The 17,671-nt window shown below is 75.9% G+C and carries 16 protein-coding genes and 1 pseudogene; 6 read left to right on the top strand and 11 right to left on the bottom strand.

Features of this window, described 5'->3' with window-relative positions:
* Window positions 1–24: 24 nt before the first annotated feature.
* The 5 genes and pseudogenes from ACFY0X_RS35160 to ACFY0X_RS35180 all read right to left on the bottom strand — a co-directional run.
* Window positions 25–1,650: pseudogene (locus ACFY0X_RS35160) on the bottom strand (AMP-binding protein); the annotation flags it as partial.
* Window positions 1,651–2,064: 414 nt separating this feature from the next.
* A complete protein-coding gene (locus tag ACFY0X_RS35165; RefSeq protein WP_387760587.1) occupies window positions 2,065–3,114 on the bottom strand; it encodes a hypothetical protein in 1,050 nt (349 codons plus the stop codon).
* A 195-nt stretch (window positions 3,115–3,309) separates the two neighbouring features.
* Entirely contained in the window at window positions 3,310–4,323 is a 1,014-nt protein-coding gene (gene adhP / locus ACFY0X_RS35170; protein WP_387760588.1) for an alcohol dehydrogenase AdhP, read from the bottom strand.
* Window positions 4,324–4,513: 190 nt separating this feature from the next.
* A complete protein-coding gene (locus ACFY0X_RS35175; RefSeq protein ID WP_387760589.1) occupies window positions 4,514–5,011 on the bottom strand; it encodes a GNAT family N-acetyltransferase in 498 nt (165 codons plus the stop codon).
* A complete protein-coding gene (locus tag ACFY0X_RS35180; protein WP_387760590.1) occupies window positions 5,008–6,333 on the bottom strand; it encodes a DUF6271 family protein in 1,326 nt (441 codons plus the stop codon). Before ACFY0X_RS35180 ends, ACFY0X_RS35175 begins: the two co-directional genes overlap by 4 nt.
* A gap of 358 nt (window positions 6,334–6,691) precedes the next feature.
* On the opposite strand from ACFY0X_RS35180, the gene ACFY0X_RS35185 reads away from it, so the two are divergent.
* The 6 genes from ACFY0X_RS35185 (at window position 6,692) to ACFY0X_RS35210 (ending at window position 11,773) form a co-directional block, all read left to right on the top strand.
* A complete protein-coding gene (locus ACFY0X_RS35185) occupies window positions 6,692–7,885 on the top strand; it encodes a peptidoglycan-binding protein (RefSeq protein ID WP_387760591.1) in 1,194 nt (397 codons plus the stop codon).
* A 91-nt stretch (window positions 7,886–7,976) separates the two neighbouring features.
* Window positions 7,977–8,984, top strand: a complete 1,008-nt coding sequence (locus ACFY0X_RS35190) for an LLM class flavin-dependent oxidoreductase (RefSeq protein ID WP_387760592.1) — start codon at window positions 7,977–7,979, stop codon at window positions 8,982–8,984.
* Between the two features lie 377 nt (window positions 8,985–9,361).
* A complete protein-coding gene (locus tag ACFY0X_RS35195) occupies window positions 9,362–9,745 on the top strand; it encodes a hypothetical protein (RefSeq protein ID WP_387760593.1) in 384 nt (127 codons plus the stop codon).
* A 4-nt stretch (window positions 9,746–9,749) separates the two neighbouring features.
* Complete coding sequence (locus ACFY0X_RS35200) at window positions 9,750–10,862, top strand: hypothetical protein (RefSeq protein WP_387760594.1); 1,113 nt, start codon at window positions 9,750–9,752, stop codon at window positions 10,860–10,862.
* An 82-nt stretch (window positions 10,863–10,944) separates the two neighbouring features.
* Entirely contained in the window at window positions 10,945–11,340 is a 396-nt protein-coding gene (locus ACFY0X_RS35205) for a roadblock/LC7 domain-containing protein (protein WP_387760595.1), read from the top strand.
* Between the two features lie 58 nt (window positions 11,341–11,398).
* Window positions 11,399–11,773, top strand: coding sequence for a hypothetical protein (locus ACFY0X_RS35210; protein WP_387760596.1), 375 nt, complete (start codon window positions 11,399–11,401; stop codon window positions 11,771–11,773).
* A 79-nt stretch (window positions 11,774–11,852) separates the two neighbouring features.
* Here ACFY0X_RS35210 and ACFY0X_RS35215 read toward each other — a convergent pair whose 3' ends face one another.
* The 6 genes from ACFY0X_RS35215 to ACFY0X_RS35240 all read right to left on the bottom strand — a co-directional run bounded on the left by ACFY0X_RS35215 (window position 11,853) and on the right by ACFY0X_RS35240 (window position 17,630).
* Entirely contained in the window at window positions 11,853–13,040 is a 1,188-nt protein-coding gene (locus ACFY0X_RS35215; protein WP_387760597.1) for an NUDIX domain-containing protein, read from the bottom strand.
* Window positions 13,041–13,153: 113 nt separating this feature from the next.
* On the bottom strand, window positions 13,154–14,038 hold the full coding sequence (locus ACFY0X_RS35220; protein ID WP_387760598.1) for an SGNH/GDSL hydrolase family protein: 885 nt from the start codon (window positions 14,036–14,038) through the stop codon (window positions 13,154–13,156).
* Entirely contained in the window at window positions 14,013–15,317 is a 1,305-nt protein-coding gene (locus tag ACFY0X_RS35225; RefSeq protein WP_387760599.1) for a glycosyltransferase, read from the bottom strand. The genes ACFY0X_RS35220 and ACFY0X_RS35225 overlap by 26 nt, the downstream gene beginning before the upstream one ends.
* A complete protein-coding gene (locus ACFY0X_RS35230; protein WP_387760600.1) occupies window positions 15,314–16,531 on the bottom strand; it encodes a glycosyltransferase family 4 protein in 1,218 nt (405 codons plus the stop codon). The genes ACFY0X_RS35225 and ACFY0X_RS35230 overlap by 4 nt, the downstream gene beginning before the upstream one ends.
* 109 nt (window positions 16,532–16,640) lie before the next feature.
* A complete protein-coding gene (locus ACFY0X_RS35235) occupies window positions 16,641–16,829 on the bottom strand; it encodes a DUF1508 domain-containing protein (protein ID WP_224283924.1) in 189 nt (62 codons plus the stop codon).
* A 120-nt stretch (window positions 16,830–16,949) separates the two neighbouring features.
* On the bottom strand, window positions 16,950–17,630 hold the full coding sequence (locus ACFY0X_RS35240; RefSeq protein WP_387760613.1) for a TetR family transcriptional regulator: 681 nt from the start codon (window positions 17,628–17,630) through the stop codon (window positions 16,950–16,952).
* Window positions 17,631–17,671: the final 41 nt, after the last annotated feature.

Genomic DNA, 17,671 nt, shown 5'->3' on the forward strand with positions numbered 1-17,671 from the left:
GACGCTGGCCGGGACCGGCGCGACGCCGGACGCGGCGGGCGCGGCCCGTCGGCGCAGCTCGGCGCGGTGCAGCTTGCCGGTCGCGGTGCGCGGCAGCTCGGGCACGAACTCGACCGCCCGCGGGTACTTGTACGGCGCTATGGTGCGTTTGACGTGCTCCTGGAGCCCGCGCGCCGTCTCCGGACCGGCCGGGACGCCCTCGCGCAGCACCACGTACGCCTTGACCACCGCGCCGCGCCGCTCGTCCGGCGCGCCGACCACCGCGCAGTCGGCCACGTCGGGGTGGGTGGCGAGGGCCTGTTCCACCTCGGGCCCGGCGATGTTGTAGCCGGCCGAGACGATCATGTCGTCGTTGCGGGCCCGGAACCAGAAGTAGCCGTCGCCGTCCCGGACGTAGGTGTCGCCGGTGACGTTCCAGCCGTCGCGGACGTAGTCCAGCTGGCGTTCGTCGTCCAGGTAGCGGCAGCCGGTCGGGCCCTTGACGGCGAGCAGTCCGGGCTCGCCGTCGGGCACCGGGCGGCCCTGCCCGTCCAGGACCGCGGCCCGGAAGCCGGGGACGGGCAGGCCGGTGGAGCCGGGGCGGATGTCCTGGTCGGCGGCCGAGACGAACACGTGCAGCAGCTCGGTGGCGCCGAGGCCGTCGATCAGCCGCTGCCCGGTGGCGGCGTGGAAGGCCTGCCCGACGGCGGCGGGCAGCGGCTCGCCCGCCGAGACGCAGCGCCGGACCCCGGCCAGCCGGTCGGCCAGGCCGGCGGCCAGGATCGCCCGGTACCCGGTCGGCGCCGTGAACAGCACGCTCACCCGGTGCCGGCGGACCTGCTCGGCGAGCTGCTCGGGGGTGGCCTGCTCCAGCAGCAGGCTGGCGGCGCCCGCCCGCAGCGGGAAGACCAGCAGGCCGCCGAGGCCGAAGGTGAAGCCGAGCGGCGGGGTGCCGGTGAAGAGGTCCTCGGGGGTGGGGTGGAGCAGGTGGCGGGAGAAGGTGTCGGCGATGGCGAGCACGTCGCGGTGGAAGTGCAGGGTGGCCTTGGGGCGGCCGGTGGTGCCGGAGGTGAAGGCGATCAGCGCGACGTCGTCGGCGGCGGTCGGGACGGCCGGGAAGTCGGCGGCCTTGGCGGCGCTGCGGGCGGTGAGGTCCTCGGGGCCGGGGCCGCCGTAGGGCAGGACGCGCAGGCCGGGGGTGCGCGCCCGGTGCAGCTCGTCGAGGAAGCGGTGGTCGCAGAGCGCGAGGACGGGCCGGGCGATCCGGTGCAGCTCGGTCAGCTCGGCGGCGCGCAGCAGCGGCACGGTGGTGACGGCCACCCCGCCGGCCTTCAGGACGCCGAGCCAACAGGCCGCCAGCCAGGGGGTGTTGGGGCCGCGCAGCAGGACCCGGTTGCCGGTGACGAGGCCGAGGTCCTCGGTCAGCAGGCGGGCGATCCGGTCGGCGTGGTCGCGCAGTTCGCCGTAGGACCACCCGCCGGTGGGGGTGAGCAGGCAGCGGCGGTCCGGGCCGAGGCGTTCGATGGTGTCGTCGAGTAGGGCGGCGGCGCTGTTCAGGTGGTCGGGGTAGATCAACTCCGGGAGTTCGAAGAGGAGTTCCGGCCACTGCTCGAAGGGCGGGAGGTGGTCTCGACAGAACGTGTCCACGTGCGCTGAGGGGGAGAGCTCCATGGGCGGGCACCTCATCGTGCGAGCGGGGAGTGAGGCCAGTATGGCGCGTCGGTGACGCCAGTCAAGAGAGCGATACATGCATTCGGGCTACGGCCCTGTCGGCCGCTCGCGGGGCGGGGCGGCTCCCCGTGGGCGCGATTCCGGGGCAGGGTCCGGCCGGTCGGGCCTGGACCGACGACGGGTGGGCCCAGCCGCACTCTTCACCCTGACCAGGGCGCCGAGAGGTGCCCGGGCTGCCGGTGCCGAGCCTCTCCGAGCGCGCGGAGCGGCTGTGCGCCCGCGCGTTGCCGGCGGACGGCGCCGGCGGCATCGGCCACTTCCTCAAGGAGAGCGTGTTCGACGGCGACCGGTTCGTCGGCGCCCCGGAACGGGTGGGCCCTGACCGTACGGCCGTGTTCCGCGACTGCCGCTCGGTCAGCCCGCCGCACCCCGGGCGGAGGCGTCCGGGGTGCGGCCGTCCTGGGCCTGCCGGGCGCGGTCGGTGACCAGCCGGGCGAACACGGTGAGGCCGGGTGCGGTGAGGGCGGCGCCCGGCCCCTCCTCACGCACCAGGAGCAGTACGCCGCCGACCCGGACCAGTGCCACCGCCGACGAGGAACCGTGGGTACGGGTGGCGCTCCGGTCGCCGACCTGCGGGACGGCCACCGCCGTGGACTCCTCGCCGCCGGTGCGTTCCAGCGTGCTGTCGAACGCCTTGGCGGCGGCCTCGGGGGAGGCGAAGGCGACCGCGCTGAACTCCACGCTCTGCACCGAGGCCGCACCGAACGTCACCGTGGCGTACGCGAGTTGTTGGTCGCAGGCGTCCGGCAGCAGGCACGGCAGCTCACCGGCCGTGCCCGTCCCCGACCGGGGCCCCCGCTGCACCCGCCACCCGCGCGGCATCGCCCCCTCGTCGGGCAGCACCCCCCGCACCAGCGCCGGGTCGCCCAGCGGCGGCGCGGCGTGCGCCAGGCCCGGCCCGCCCGGCTTCAGCAGCGGGCGCGAGCCCAGGTGGACGCCGAGCGCGACCAGCGCGGCGACCAGCACCAGGACGAGCGCCACGACGATCCCGGCGCTGCTCCGCCGGGCGGCGAGCGCCCGGGCGCGGGCGGCCGCGGGGCCGGTCCGCAACTGGACGGTGGTCGGGCCCTTCGGCGGCGGCGCGGACGCCGGGCCGACCCGCAGCTGCACGGTGCCGGGCTCGCTCCGCAGCTGGACGGTCGGCGGATCGCCCGGCTTCCCGAGCCCGGTGGTGGCCAGGTACTGCGCGAAGGCCTGGTCCGCGGCCAGCAGTTGCGCGACGGCGGCGGTCAGCAGCGCCCGTGCCCGGACGTCGCCCGGGTTCGCCTCCGCCGCCGCGAGCGCCCGGGCCCCCTCCGGCACCATCCGCAACCGCGCCCGCACGACGTCCGCCACCGCCCGGTGCGGCCCGTCGCCCAGCAGCGCCGCCACCGCATCCGGTGCCAGCCCCCGGCCGTCCCCCATGGCAACTCCCCCTGCCGCACGAGTGGTCGCCCCCACGATCCCGGACCGCCCCCCGGTTCGTACCCCCGCCGAACGGAACGGAGACGCAACTGCAACCCCGCCCGGACGAACCCGCCCGGCCGGGGCCGTCCCCGGTCCGCGTGGAACGGCGGGCGGCTGGGCGGGACGACGGCTGGGCGGGACGGCGGGCGAGGGTCAGCGCAGGTCGAAGACCAGGCGGGCGGAGACCTTGCCGCTCAGGACCTCGTCGAAGCAGGCGTTCACGTCCTCGAGGCGGCGGGTCTCCCGGATCACCCGGGTGCGGCCGAGGGCGTGCAGCCGGAAGACCTCGGCGAGGTCCTCGCGGGTGCCGACGATCGAGCCGATCACCTTGGTGCCGTTCAACACCGTCTCGAAGACGGGCAGGTCGAGCTTGCCGGCGGCCGGGAGGGCGACCAGGACGAGGGTGCCGCCGCGGCGCAGGGCGCCGTAGGCGGCCTGGAAGGAGGCGTTGCTGACGGCGAGGGCGATCGCGGCGTGGGCGCCACCGAGGGCCTGGACCTCGGCGGCGACGTCCTGGGTGCGGGCGTCGAGGACGTGGTCGGCGCCGAGGTCGCGGGCGAGGGCGAGCTTGTCGTCGGTGACGTCGACGGCGATGGTCTCGGCGCCGAAGATCCGGGCGTACTGGAGGGCCAGGTGGCCGAGCCCGCCGATGCCGGAGACCAGCACCCGGGTGCCCGGTCCGGCGTCGGAGACCTTGAGCGCCTTGTAGGTGGTGACGCCCGCGCAGGACAGCGGCGCGGCGTCCAGCGGGTCGATGCCGTCCGGGACGGGGACGACGTAGTCGCCGTGGGCGAGGGCGTACTCGGCGTAGGCGCCGTCCACCGAGTAGCCGCTGTTGTGCTGCTGGAGGCAGAGCGTCTCCCAGCCGGTGACGCACTGGTCGCAGCGTCCGCAGGCGTCCGCGAGCCAGGGGATGGCGACCCGCTCGCCCACCCGGACGTGCCGGACCCGGCTTCCGGCGGCCTCGACGATGCCGACGCCCTCGTGACCGGGGACGAACGGCGGGGTGGGCTTGACCGGCCAGTCACCGTGGGCGGCGTGGATGTCGGTGTGGCAGAGGCCGGAGGCCTCGATCCGGACCCGGACCTGGTGGGCGGCCGGCTCGGGTACCGGACGGTCCTCGACGGCCAGGGGCGCGGCGAAATCGCGGACGACGGCGGCCTTCATGCGCTGCTCCTCAACCATGCGGACGGGTGGTGCCGGCGGGCTGCGGAGGGGACGCAGCCCGCCAACAGCTTCACCCGAAGGGGTGAGCGCCGCCGCTGGGGCTAGCCCGACCGGGTGAGCGCCGGTCGAGGAGAAGCGGGGGCGTGGGGCCGGTCGCCCAGCTCACCGGCATGGACATGTACACCGCCGCTCAGCTCACCGGCATGGACATGTACACCGCCCGCCGCCCGTAGCAGGCGGGCACCGGCACCTCCCGGTGCGCCCGGTAGCCGAGCAGCCGCAGCAGGATGTCGGCCCCGCGCACCGCGACCATCGAGATCCGCTCGTACCCCTGCTTCTCCGCCCGCTCCCGGAAGTGCCGGATGAACCCCAGCGCGACGTCCCGGCCGCGCAGCTCCTCGGCGATCACCAGGTCGTGCACGTGCAGGTTGTCCGACGCGTACGCCGTCGCCTCCGGCCGGTCCAGGTCGGGGCAGCGCAGCGGCGGGTACGGCAGGCTCAGCAGGTAGCCGCGGACCGTGCCGTGCTGCTCCAGCACGAAGCAGGTCTGCGGCGAGCTGAGGGCGCGCGACCGGAGCGCCTCCCGGCCCTCCGACAGGCCGTCGGCCGCGTAGGCGTCGTGTTCCAGCGCGACCACGGCGTCCCAGTCGCCCTCGGCCAGGAGCCGGATCCGGAACTCCTCGCTCACCAGGCCGCGACCTCGGACGCGGCGCCGAGCCCCTCCGCGCGGGCGGCGGCCACCATCCCCGCCCAGGCCTCCACCAGCACCGCCCAGCGCTCGGCGTCCTCCCGCGCCTCGTCCAGGAGCTGCTGCCGCTTTCCGGCCACCACGTCCGCGAGTTCGGCGTACTTGCCGCCCAGCTTGCGGTAGGAGCGGTCCAGGACGTCCAGGCAGTGCTCGTTCCCGGCCCGGTCCCAGTCGACGCTGCCGCGCACCAGGTCGAGGATCGGCTCGACCTTCAGCCCGTGCCGCTCGTCCAGCAGACCGCGGCCGAGGTCGATCATCCCGCCGTAGACCGGGTACAGGTACAGCATCGAGAGCAAGAACTTGACGAACCGCAGCTGGTAGGCGACGAAGCCGGCGCCGGTGCGGCGCTCGGGCGTGTAGTAGTTGACGATGTGGCGGTTGTGGACGACGCCGGGCATCCGGGAGTGGACCAGGGCGTGCAGCAGGGCGTAGTCGCTGCCGATGGTCTCGATCGAGGGCAGCAGCGGCAGCACCTCGTAGGCCCGGTGGTCCAGGGCGATGTTGCACATGTAGACGTCCCAGATGTCGGGCACGCCGAGGACGGACTCGTCGGTCCCGAACGGCTCGGAGCCGGCGCCCTTGAAGGAGACGTCGACCATCGCGTCCCGCTCCTCCTCGGACCACACCGGCGGGGTCCACAGGCGCACCACCTCGCGGTAGACGGCCGGGTCCAGCTCGTGGATCTCGCTGATGTCCACGTTGAGTTCGCCGATGAAGGAGCCGCTGACCAGCATCACCGGCTTGTCGGCGTCGGCCGGGTCGAGCTCGGAGCGGGACACGCCGGCCGCCGCCTCGCCGGCCGGCCGACCGATCGAGAGCAGCTCGTGGTGGATCGGGAACACCTTCTGCCCGTCGACGACCTGGAAGTCGGCGTCGTCGTTGCGCAGGTGCGTCGAGGTGCAGCCCAGGGCGGCCGCGCCCAGGAAGAGCCGGTTGACGCAGGAACCGTACGCGACGGCCCGCGGGAGCATCAGGTCGAGCAGCAGGTCGGGGTCGGCGGCGCCGGTGCGCTCGGCCACCCGGCGCAGGAAGTCCCGCTGCCGCGCCTCGCCGAGGTGGTGGACGACCACGCCGGGGGTGGGTTCCAGCGCGGCCACGGCGGCCGCGTTCTCCGCGAACCGGGTGGCGTCGGTGGTGTCGAGGACGAGGAGGTGCACCTCGACCCCGAAGTGCGCGACGGCGTAGGCCGCCTCCTCGGCGAGCTCCGTGATGGTGTCGGGGCAGGACCGCATGGTGGGCAGGGCGAGGCAGACTCTTTGCATGGTGCGGGTTTCTCCATCGGGTCGTCAGATTCGGTTCCACGGCGGTCGGTTGGGCGCGACGAGAGGCCCCGGGAACGGGCTGGCGCCGGTCCGCCGGACCACCGTGGACTAGACCACTTGTGATGTCAACGATTGACAGCGGGGCCCTGGCGGGGGTGGAATGCGCCCCCTCCGCGCGAACGGCCGCCCCCGCACGGGCGCCCGAATCGCACGCGGGCGCGAGCGCCCCCTGTGGAGTCGAACGGCCGCGCGGGTGCGGGGGGTTCACCACCCCGCATCCGCGCCCTCGGGGTCAACCCGCGAGCCGTTCCTGCCGATACCGGAAGTGATGCCCTCACGCCGTTCGGAGGAGAGCGCAATGCCCGAACCGTGGCTGCCCGGTGCCGAGATCCACGACCTCGGCGACCACGCACCGACCGACCAGCAGTACCCGCCGAAGGCCATCGCCCACATCACCTGGGACCGCAACGCGACCGCCGCCGCCCCGCAGGACTGGTGCTCCTACGAGGACCTGGTCGGATACTTCACCGGCAGCGGCGCCGGCAGCGCGCCGCACCTGGTCTGGGACCCGTTCAGCGGCCGCACGGCGCAGCTGTTCCCGGCCGACTCCCGCTCGAAGAGCCTGCTCAGCCCCGCCGAGAGCCCGACCCGCACCAACCGGGCCGGGCGGGTGGTGATCCAGATCGAGGCGGTGTTCTTCCCCTACTGCCGCTACCGGGGCGTCGTCTACCCCCGGCTGGTCGACACCCCGTGCGCGGGCTGGGACCGGATCCACGCCTGGGTCTCCTCCTGGGGCGTGCCCGACGCCTGGCCGATGGGCCGGCCCGGCGACTTCTCCGGCCGCCGCGACGAGCAGGTCTGGGAGACCCGCGGCGGCTGGTACGCCCACGCCCACGTGCCGTACAACGACCATACCGACCCCGGCTCCTGGCCCGACTTCACGGCCGGGCCCGGTTCCCCCGGCGACCCGCCCTCGCAGCAGCAGCCGGTGCCCCCGGCCGCGCCCGCCCGCTACCAGGTCAGCATCAACGGCCTGCCGTACGGCTACGGCGCCCAGGGCTACCAGGTGACGGCGGTCGGGCGGGCGCTGGTCTCGCACGGCTTCGGCGACCACTACCGCTCCGGCCCGGGCCCGAACTGGACGGACGCGGACACCCGGAACTACGCGGACTACCAGGCGAGCCTCGGCTACTCCGGGCAGGCGGCGGACGGCGTCCCGGGCGAGGGCTCGCTGCGCCGGCTGCTTGGCTACCTGCCCGGCCGACGGACGGTCTCGGTGGCCCACCTGGTCGCGGCCGCCAGGACCGACCCGGGGGCCGAGCAGGGGCACCTGACGTACCCGGCCGAGGCGGCGATCGTGGAGCAGGCCCTCGTCGACGAGGGGCTGCTCGAACAGCGCTGGGTGGACGGCTCGTTCGGCAGCCGGACGGTCTCCGCGTACGCGGCCTGGCAGCGGCGCTGCGGGTACGAGGCGGGGGCGGCGGACGGGGTTCCCGGCCAGGCCTCGCTGCACCGGCTGGGTTCGGCGCACGGGTTCTCGGTGACCGACTGAGTCCGGCTCCGGGGGCGGTCCGGCGGTGGCGGCGCCGCCGGCCGCGGCGGGCCGGGGAATGCCCGGGCGACGGGCGGGCGTTGTCCACCGCGTGACCAGCGCCGCGACCACGACCAGGCTCTCCGTGCTCGACCGCTCCCGGACCAGGCGGGGCGAGGAGCCGGCCCAGGCCCTGCGGGACACGGTGGCCCTCGCCCGCGAGGCGGAGCGGCTCGGCTACCACCGGTTCTGGGTCTCCGAGCACCACGGGGTGCCGGGGGCGGCCGGGTCGGCGCCCACCGTGCTCGCCGCGGCGGTGGCGGCGGCCACCACGCGGATCCGGGTCGGCACCGGCGGGGTGATGCTGCCCAACCACCAGCCGCTGGTGGTGGCCGAGCAGTTCGGGGTGCTGGCCGCGCTGTTCCCCGGGCGGATCGACATGGGGCTCGGGCGCTCGGTGGGCTTCACCGACGGTGTCCGGCGGGCGCTCGGGCGGGAGAAGGACGCCGCGGACGAGTTCGGCGCCCAGCTGGCCGAACTGCTCGGTTACTTCGACGGCACGCAGCAGGCCCACCGCGGAGTCCACGCCCGGCCGGCCGAGGGCCTGCACGTCCCGGCCTTCGTGCTGGCCACCGGCGAGGGCGCCGACCTGGCCGCCGAGGCCGGGCTGCCGCTGGTGATCGCCGCCCCGCGCGGGAAGGACCGGATGCTGGCGGCGATCGACCGCTACCGCGCCCGGTTCCGCCCCTCCGCGCGGGCCGCCGAGCCGTACGTGGTGGTGTCGGGCACGGTGGCGGTCGCGGAGACGGCCGAGCGGGCGCGAGAGCTGCTCGTCCCGGAGGCGTGGTCCGGCGCGTACTCCCGCACCCACGGCGAGTTCCCGCCCCTGGCCCCCGCGGCCGAGATCCGTGCCCGGGAGATGACCGTCAGGGAGCGGGCCGCGTACGAGCAGTCGCTCAAAGGCCACATCGCGGGCACCCCGGAGCAGGCCGCCGCCGAGCTGGCGGCGCTGGTGGAGCGCAGCGGGGCGGACGAGTTCCTGGTCACCACCAGCACCTACGACCGCACCGAGCTGTTCGACTCCTACCGGCTGCTCGCCGAGGCCGTCGGCCAGGCCTGAGCGGGCGGGAGACCGGGCCGGCGGCCCGGCCCTCGGGAGCCCCTTCGCCGTGTCGGCGCCCCATGGCGGCATCCTCTTATCGCATTTTCAGCCCCGAAACCCCCAGGTACGGCCCGGTCTCGGCCAAGGTGCCGTGCCAGGTAGCCGGTGAACGGCGTTCCAACCCCCCTGGTCCACCACTGGTGTCATCCCTCCGTCCGGCCTGATGTGCCGTCAGTTCTTGGCTGGAACTGGCCGTTGCTGATGTGAATATGCCATTGGAATGTTCGTCATATGGGATCCGGCAGTAGCCTTCCGTGTCGAACCAACCACTGCTGGTGGTGAACCGGTCGGCGCCGCGCTGCGCCCGGCCGCCCAGACCGCGCGAAGGAGCCGGTGTGCCCGGTATCGACGAATGCCTCTCCGGAGCGATGGCGATCCCCGGGGCCCGCGCCGCGAGCCTGGTCGACTGGAGCAGCGGGCTCGCCCTCGGCAGCCTCGGCGACAGCCCGACCGGAGAGCACGAGACCTCGGCCGCCGAGGCGACCGACCTGGTGCGGGCGGCCGTCGAAAGCCAGACCTTCACCGCGGCGGAGGACCGGCGGGCCCCGCTGGAGGACATCATCGTCACCGCCGGCCGCAGCTACCACCTGATCCGCTTCATCGACACCGTCTTCGACAGCAGGCTAGTCCTGCACCTCTGGCTGGACCGCGCGGAGGGCAACCTCGCCGCCGCCCGCTTCCGCCTCCAGGCGCTCACCGAGGAACTGGTGCTGGGGTGAGCGCGTGACCGCCGCGACCGGCACCGCGCCGCCCCCGGTGGGGGCCGCCACCCCGAGGACGCCGGGCGAGGCCCTCGCCCTGCTCGCCGACCGCCGCGCCACCGGCGCCCTGCACGGACCGCTCGGTAGCCTCCACCTGGTCGACGGCCGGGTGACCGCCGCCGAGTCCCCCCGGGCGCCCGGTCTGGCCGACCTGCTCACCGGCTGCGGCCGGATCACCCCCGCGGACTGGGCGGAGCTGCTCCGGGTCCACGGCCCGCGGTCCAGGGTCGGCGAGGCGCTCGTCGAACGGCGGCTGCTCACCCGGGGAGAGCTCGAACTCGGCCACCTGGGAACGCTGTTCGACGCCGCCTTCTTCGTGCTCGCCGACCCGGCCGGCGGCGTCTGGCGGTTCGAGGCCGACGCCCGGCACTGGCTCGGGCCGGTCGCGGAGGTCGACCCGGACCGGATCCGCCGCGAGGTCGAACGCCGTGTGCGGCTGCTCGACGGGATCTGGCCGTGGGGCCGGCTCGACAACGCGCCCGTCCGTCCGGCCGGGCACGGCCGCCGGCCGACCCACCGCCCGTCCGGCCGGCGGCGCCGCGAGCTGCTCGACCACGCCGACGGCCGCAGGACCCCGGCGGACCTGGCCCGGCTGCTCGGCCGCTCCGGCTTCGGGGTGACGGCGGACGTCCGCCGACTGGCCGCCGCCGGGCTGCTGGACGCCTCGTGCCCGCCCGGTGCGCCGCCCCCGTCCGACGTGCCGGCCCGGCCCGGTGCGCGGCTCCCGACCGACGTCCCGCGCCCGCCCGACGCGGGGACGGCCGCGCCGGTGCCCGAGGTGCCGCCAACGGCCGTGCCGGTGCCCGAGGTGCCGCCAACGGCCGTGCCGGGAAGAGAAGTTCCCCCACCGGCGCCGAGGGGACCGGCCGGCGGGCTGCACCGCCGGGTCCCCGGCGCCAGCCTCCGGGGTGCCGGACTCCCCGGCACCCCGGTCACGGCCGCCCCCGCCGCCGCCCCAGCCCCCACACGCTGCGAACGCCCGCCCACCACGGCCGCGGCCCACCCGCCGGCCGTCCCCGACCCGGACATCGCGCTGCTGACCCGGGTCCGAGACCTTCTGGAGGCCCGACTTTGACCCACTCCCCGCCCGCGACCCCGTCGTTCCGGCCATGAGGCGGGCGCTCAAGCAGCGTGTCGGAAGGAGACAACTGATCGCCTTGGAGACCGAGTTGCTCGCCGAACTGCGTGCCGTCAAACACCGCGTGCCGCACCTCGCGGGCGGCCTGGTCGCCAGCGTGGACGGCCTGTTGATCGCGCACGACACCCATGGCACCGAGCCCTCGGGGCTGGCCGCGATGACGGCGGCCTCGCTCTCCCTGGCCCAGCGGCTCGCCGACACCACCGGCCAGGGCGAGTTCCGCGAGTCACTGGTGCGCGGCGAGAACGGCTACGTCGCCACCTACGCGGCCGGCGGCAGCTGCGTGCTGGCCCTGCTGGCGCACCCCGACGTCAACGTCGGCCGGCTGCACCTGGAGGCCCGTCGCAGCGCGCAGCGCATCGCCGGGCTGCTCGACGACGCCCTCGTGCCCAAGGACCCGCGCGACGCGGGCTGACCGGGACCATTCGTCCGAACTGCACCGAACCACCCACCACCGAACGGGAGTTACCCAGATGACCGACGCAGCCGGCGCGCTCAAGCAGGCCATGACCAGCATCGAGGGCGCCATCGGCGCGGCCCTGGTGGACTACAACAGCGGCATGGCGCTGGCCACCCTCGACGGCCCCGGCGGCCTGGACCTCAACGTCGCGGCGGCCGGCAACACCGACGTGGTCCGCGCCAAGATGCGCACCATGGACATGCTCGGCCTCCAGGACGGGATCGAGGACATCCTGATCACCCTGACCAGCCAGTACCACCTGATCCGCCCGCTCACCGGCCGCACCGGCAAGGGCCTGTTCCTCTACCTCGCGCTGGACAAGGCGCGGGCCAACCTCGCGATGGCCCGCCACCAGCTGAGCAGGATCGAGGCCGAGCTGGAGGTCTGACGCGCCGCTCCGACGGAGGGGGCCGCGGACGGAGCCCCGGCGGCGGCCCAGGCCCCCGCCGGGCTCCGTCCAGCGGGTCTCACCCCTGCGACAGGCCCTCCGTGAGGCCCTGTGACAGGCCCGGCCGCAGGCCCTGCGCCCGGTCCGGTCCGACGGCCCGCCCGCGCACCAGCTCGACCGGCCCGCCCGCCCGTCCCCGGGCGGCCAGTGCGGCGGCCGTACGGTCCCAGGACGGGCCGGTGAGCAGCGCCCGCGCCTCGGCCGGCTCGCAGAGCCGCCACTCCACCAGCTCCTCCTCCGGCAGCACGATCGAGCCGAGCGCCCGCTCCGTCACGGTGCCCCCGTCGAACACGTACACCAGGACGGCGGTGTCCCGGCCGGTCGCCGGGTCGGCCGCCGCACCCGGCTGCCAGTCCAGCACCAGCAGCGGCCCCGGCTCGACCTCCCAGCCGAGCTCCTCGCGGACCTCCCGCCGGGCCGCCGCCCGGGGCATCTCACGGTCCGCCTCGACCCCGCCGCCCGGCAGCGTCCAGTACGGCTCCTGCCCGCGCGGCCCGTCCCACGGCCGCAGCCGTACCAGCAGGACCCGGCCGGCGGCGTCGGTGAACAGCGCCCGCGCCTTCGCCCGGATCCGCGGCCGGGTGGCGTAGTACGTCTCCCGGTCCATCGGCGGCTCCGCAGGCTCCTCTGCCGACGGCGTCAGCCCCGGTGCCGCGGCCAGTCCGGCGTACTCCGGCACCGGAGCGTCGGAGGGCAGTCGTCCGAGCGTGTGCCCGACCGGCCGGCTGTCCTCCAGCTCCAGCGGTCCGGCGTCGCGCGGCGCCAGCAGGCAGGCCGTCACCCGGCGCGACAGCCGCGGCGGCAGCGCGTGCCCGGCCTGTTCCGCCGTCAGCCAGGTCCAGCCGCCGATCTCCGCCGCGTCCGGCCGGAACGCCGCCGCCTGCTCCGGCGTCAGCGGCTCGGCCCAGTACAGGTACACGACGATCGGCAGGTCGCCGTGGCGCAGCAGCGCCCAGTCCACGCCGGCCAGCGGCCCCAGCCGCGGCGTGAAGCCCAGCTCCTCGCGGATCTCCCGCAGGGCGGTCTCCCGGGGCGACCGGTCCACCGGCTCCCACCCGCCGCCCGGGATCGCCACCGGATGCTTCCGGTCGTACGGCAGCCGGACCACCAGCACCCGCCCCGCCCCGTCCGGGAACAGCACCCCCGCCGCCGCCATGACCTCCCGACCGTCCCTGCCCGCGCTCTCCACCCCGGCTCCCTCCGTCACGTCTCCCCGGACACGACCACCCGGGCCACCCGGATGGTTCCCACCCGGAGGCACCTCCGATTCCGACGATCGGGGACGGGCAGCACCGACGGACCCGCCGGCCCGCCGCCGCCTCACCCCAGCGAGGCCAGTGCCTGCGCCGCCGCACGCGCCAGCTGCTCGTCGTGCCGGGCGCTCCCGCCGCGCAGCCGGGCGACGCCCTCCGCGGCCGCCAGGGCGAGCAGGCCCGGCAGCAGGTCGGTGCTGCGGGCGGCGAGCCAGCGGGTGCCCCGGGTGGCCATCCACCAGAGGTCGGCGGCCGGGCCCGGCGGGGGTTCGGCGGGCGCCGCGGCCGGGGGCGGGCCGAGGGCATAGCCGGCCTCGGTGAGCAGCTCGTGGAACCGCCGGGCGATCAGGTGGTGGCCCTCGGCGCTGGGGTGCAGGCGGTCCACGCTCAGCAGTCGGCGCTCCGCGAGCCAGGGCAGCTCGGCGATGTGCAGGTGCACCGCCCGGTGGCGTTCGGCGAGCGCGTGCACCACGGTGTTGACCGCCCGCATCCGGCGGGCCAGCGGACGGGCGAGCGGCGCCGGGAGCCGGAGCAGGCTGCCCGGGTCGGGCAGGCAGGCGGTCAGCAACCTGGCGCCGTGGCCGGACAGTTCGCCCATGGTGGCGTCCAGCTCCAGCGTGGTGCGCCGGATGTCGAAGCCCGACCGCAGGGTGTCGTTGCCGCCGACCACGACGGCCGCCAGCCGGGGCCGCAGTGCCAGCGCCGCCGGGAGCTGACAGTGCGTCAGATCAGTGGTGAGCGCCCCGCTGTACGCCAGGTTGGTGAACTCGACGTCCCGCCCGTCGGGCGCCAGTGCGTGGGCCAGGACGGCGGCCCAGCCGCGCCGGCCCTCGCCGACCTGGTCCCCGACCCCCTCCGTCAGCGAGTCCCCGAGCGCGACGAAGCGCAGCAGCTCGCCCGCCGCGGGGCTCTGCTCGGCCGCCCGGTCACGCCCGGCTTCCAGCATGCTCATCCCGACCCCCGTCCACCGCCTCGTCGTTGCGTACGCCGTGCGCCGCCAGGAACGCCGCCACCGCGGCCGGCCAGCCGTACCGCTCGGCCCGCGCCCGGGCGGCGGCCCGCCGCGGCTCCTCCGGCCGGTCCAGCAACCGCCGTACGGCGGAGGCGAATCCGTTGCCCGTGTCGACGGCCGCCACCCCGGCGGGCCCGACCAACCCGGGCAGCGCGGAGGAGCGGCTGACCGCGACCGGGGTCCCGCAGGCCAGCGCCTCCAGCGCGGCGAGCCCGAAGGTCTCCACCGGTCCGGGCGCGAGCACCACGTCCGCGCAGCCCAGCAGCCGGGCCAGATCCGCCCGCCCGCCCAGGTGCCCGAGGAAGCGCACCGGCAGGCGCAGCCGGGCGGCCCGGGCCGCCAGCCGCTCCCGCAGCGGGCCGGTTCCGGCCACCACCAGGACGGCGGGTCGCCGACGGGCCCGCAGGACGGCCAGCGCCTCGATCGCCCGCTCGGGCCGCTTCTCCGCCGAGAGCCGCGAGCAGAGCACCAGCAGGGTCTCCTCCGGGGCGGCGTACCGGGCCCGCTCGGCGGCCCGTTCGGCGGGCGGCAGCGGGCGCATCGCGTCCAGGTCCACCCCCAGCGGGGCCCGGACCAGGTTCGGGGTGCCGATCCGCCGGAACTCCGCCGCCGCCCAGTCGGTGGTGCAGAGCACCGAGTCGTAGGCGCGGGCCGTGGCCGCGTTGAGCCGGTCGGCCGCCGCGGCCGCCAGCGGGCCGGGCAGGCCCCGGGTGCGCAGCACCCCGGTGGCGCTCTCGTGCGAGACCATCACCGAGCGCACCCCGTGCCGCCGCGCCCAGGCACCGGTCCAGCGCAGCGTGGTGCGGTCGGACACCTCCAGCCGGTCGGGGGAGAGCCTGGTCAGCTCCGCGGCCACCGCCCGCCGGTCGGTGAGCAGCCGGTAGCCGCCACTGGCCGGCAGCACCGGGCCGGGCAGCGTGACCACCAGGCCCTGCTCGGTCTCCTCCTCGGAGCGCCGGTCCCCGGGGACGATCAGCACCGGGCGGTGCCCGGCCGCCAGGTACCCGGCGCCCAGGTGGCGCAGCGCGGTGCGCAGGCCGCCGGAGACCGGGGTGACGAAGTTGGCGAGCCGCACGATCGTCAGAGCCCCGTCGCCCGCCGAAGGCCCGCCGCCCGCCGACGCGCCACCGGTCTTCGGAGCCGCGCCGATCGCCGGCGCCCCGCCGCTCGCCGCAGCCGCGCCCACCACCGGCGCCCCACCGTCGGGAACGGAGGTCATGCCGGCAGCTCCTCCGGCAGGGCGGGTGCCACCGGCTCGACCGCCGCCGGGGCGGCCGGCGGCAGCGCCAGCCCGCGGTGCTCCGCCAGCACCTCGGCGTAGTGCCGCAGCAGCTGGTCCCCGACCGCCTCCCAGGTGCGCGCGGTGACCTCGGCCCGCCCGGCCCGCCCGTACCTGGCGCGCCGCGCGGGGTCGGCGGCCAGGTCCGCGACCGCTCTGGCCACCGCCGCGCCGTCGCGGGGCGGCACCAGCAGCCCGGTGCGGTGGTGGGCGACCAGGTCCAGGGGGCCGCCCGCCGCCGGGCCGACCACCGGCACACCGCTGGCCATCGCCTCCTGGATGGTCTGGCAGAAGGTCTCCAGCGGCCCGGTGTGCACGAAGACGTCCAGGGTGGCGAAGCAGCGCGCCAGTTCGTCACCGGTGCGCCGGCCGAGGAACACCGCGCCCGGCATCGAGGCCTTCAGCCCGGGGGCCGAGGGGCCGTCGCCGACGACCACCACCCGGACGCCGGGCAGCGCCGAGGCCGCGGCCAGCAGGTCGACCCGCTTCTCCGGCGCCAGCCGTCCGACGTATCCGACCAGCACCTCCCCGCCCGGGGCGAGCGCCCGGTGCAGCGCCTCGTCCCGGTGCCGGGGGTGGAACCGCACCGAGTCCACCCCGCGCGGCCACAGTTGCACCCGCGGCACCCCGTGCGCGGTCAGGTCCTGGGCGGCGGGGGTGGAGGGCGCCAGGGTACGGGCGGCCGCCCGGTGCACGGCCCGGATCCGCCGCCAGGCGGCGGCCTCCCCGAGTCCCCGCCCGGCGCGGTAGGCGTGCGCGTACCCGGCCAGGTCGGTCTGGTAGACGGCGACGGCGGGCACCCCGAGCCGGGCCGCGACCTGCATCCCGCGCGCGCCGAGCACGAACGGGCTGGCCAGGTGGACGACGTCCGGCCGGTGTCCGGCGATCGCGGCGGCCAGCTGCCGGCTGGGCAGCGCGATCCGCACCTGCGGGTACCCCGGCAGCGGCACCGACGGGATGCGCACCACGGGAATCCCGTCCGCCCCGGCGTTTCCGAAGGTCTCCGGCGGGCACGCGGTGCCCCGCGCCGGTGCGGGGGTGACGACAAGGGGCCGGTGGCCCCGGCGGACCAGATGCTCGGCCGTCCGCAGCACGCTGTGGGCGACTCCGTTGACCTCGGGCGGGAAGGATTCGGTGACGATGACGACGCGCATGCCGGAGTTCTGTCCACGCCCGGCGTGCTCCCGGCCAAAGGGATCTGTCGTACAGGCGAACGCGGGTCGGCGATTCGCACCACCGACCCGCGTCCCGGAACGCGTCCCGTCACACCGATCCGGCGGTCTCCTTGAGCTCCGCGTACGGCGCGAGCTTGCGGATCGACTCGATGCTCTTCAGGCAGTCGTCCTTGCTCTCCTGCGGGTCGCCGGTCACCACGATCGCCCCGTTGCTCGCCTTGAGCCGGAACCGGTGCATGCCGCCCTCGTCCACGTACAGCTCGAATTTCCCAGCCATGCCAGAAACAGCCTTCCGCTCGGTTGACCCCCTGGCCGCACCGTAGGGTCAAATCCCTTGTGCGGCACGTCAGATGATCCATCCGGGTGCACCGGAGCGGGCGTGTCCGGCGTGGCCGGTTCAGGCCTGCGGCCGGCTCCGTCCGGCGGCCAGCCCGGTGAGGGTGGCGGTCAGGATGCGGGCGAGCCGGGGTTCGACCTCGATGACGGCGTGGGCCAGCCGGGGGTCGCCGCGGTAGAGGGCGGCGACCTCGGCGCCCGGGTTCGCGATCTGCCACATGGCCCCGGCCAGTGAGACGGCGGTGGCGATCAGGTCGACGACGTCCTGCTCGTCGAGGGCGGGCAGTCGTTCGCGGACGGCCGCGCTGATCGGTTCGCGGGCGGCGAGCGTGGCGAGTTTGAAGTCGCGCACCGCGTCGAGCGAGACGTTGCGTTCGAGGTTGAGCGGGGCGTGGGCGAGCAGGTCGCAGAACATCCCGCGGGCCGCGAGGGTGGCGGCGAACGCCCGGGCCACGGCGGCCGGGCCCGGCTCCGTGCTCTCCCGCAGCCGTGCGGTGAGGGCGTCCGACCACTCCGCCCAGCCCTCGGCGGTCAGCCGCAGGAAGATCTCCTCGCGGGTCTCGAAGTACCGCAGCAGCGCCGACTTGTGCATCCCCACCGCGGCGGCGATGTCGGTCAGGGTGACGTCCCTGATGCCCCGCTCGGCTCCGAGCGACCGGGCCGCCGCCAGGATCGCGGTCTCGCGCCGGCGCTTGGCCTCGGGCGACCGTGCGCGCTGGAACTCCGATGCGTCTTCCACCAGCCCATGGTAGGGCAACGCCGTTGCCGTAATACCGCAACGGC

The sequence above is a fragment of the Kitasatospora sp. NPDC001547 genome (assembly GCF_042894165.1).
Taxonomy (GTDB): Bacteria; Actinomycetota; Actinomycetes; order Streptomycetales; family Streptomycetaceae; genus Kitasatospora.

What these genes read in the sequence shown, in the direction of transcription:
- ACFY0X_RS35230 (WP_387760600.1), bottom strand. Translation starts at nt 16,531, where the DNA reads ATGCGCGTCGTCATCGTCACCGAATCCTTCCCGCCCGAGGTCAACGGA.
- ACFY0X_RS35225 (WP_387760599.1), bottom strand. Translation starts at nt 15,317, where the DNA reads ATGACCTCCGTTCCCGACGGTGGGGCGCCGGTGGTGGGCGCGGCTGCG.
- ACFY0X_RS35235 (WP_224283924.1), bottom strand. Translation starts at nt 16,829, where the DNA reads ATGGCTGGGAAATTCGAGCTGTACGTGGACGAGGGCGGCATGCACCGG.
- ACFY0X_RS35185 (WP_387760591.1), top strand. Translation starts at nt 6,692, where the DNA reads ATGCCCGAACCGTGGCTGCCCGGTGCCGAGATCCACGACCTCGGCGAC.
- ACFY0X_RS35220 (WP_387760598.1), bottom strand. Translation starts at nt 14,038, where the DNA reads ATGAGCATGCTGGAAGCCGGGCGTGACCGGGCGGCCGAGCAGAGCCCC.
- ACFY0X_RS35165 (WP_387760587.1), bottom strand. Translation starts at nt 3,114, where the DNA reads ATGGGGGACGGCCGGGGGCTGGCACCGGATGCGGTGGCGGCGCTGCTG.
- ACFY0X_RS35180 (WP_387760590.1), bottom strand. Translation starts at nt 6,333, where the DNA reads ATGCAAAGAGTCTGCCTCGCCCTGCCCACCATGCGGTCCTGCCCCGAC.
- ACFY0X_RS35210 (WP_387760596.1), top strand. Translation starts at nt 11,399, where the DNA reads ATGACCGACGCAGCCGGCGCGCTCAAGCAGGCCATGACCAGCATCGAG.
- adhP (WP_387760588.1), bottom strand. Translation starts at nt 4,323, where the DNA reads ATGAAGGCCGCCGTCGTCCGCGATTTCGCCGCGCCCCTGGCCGTCGAG.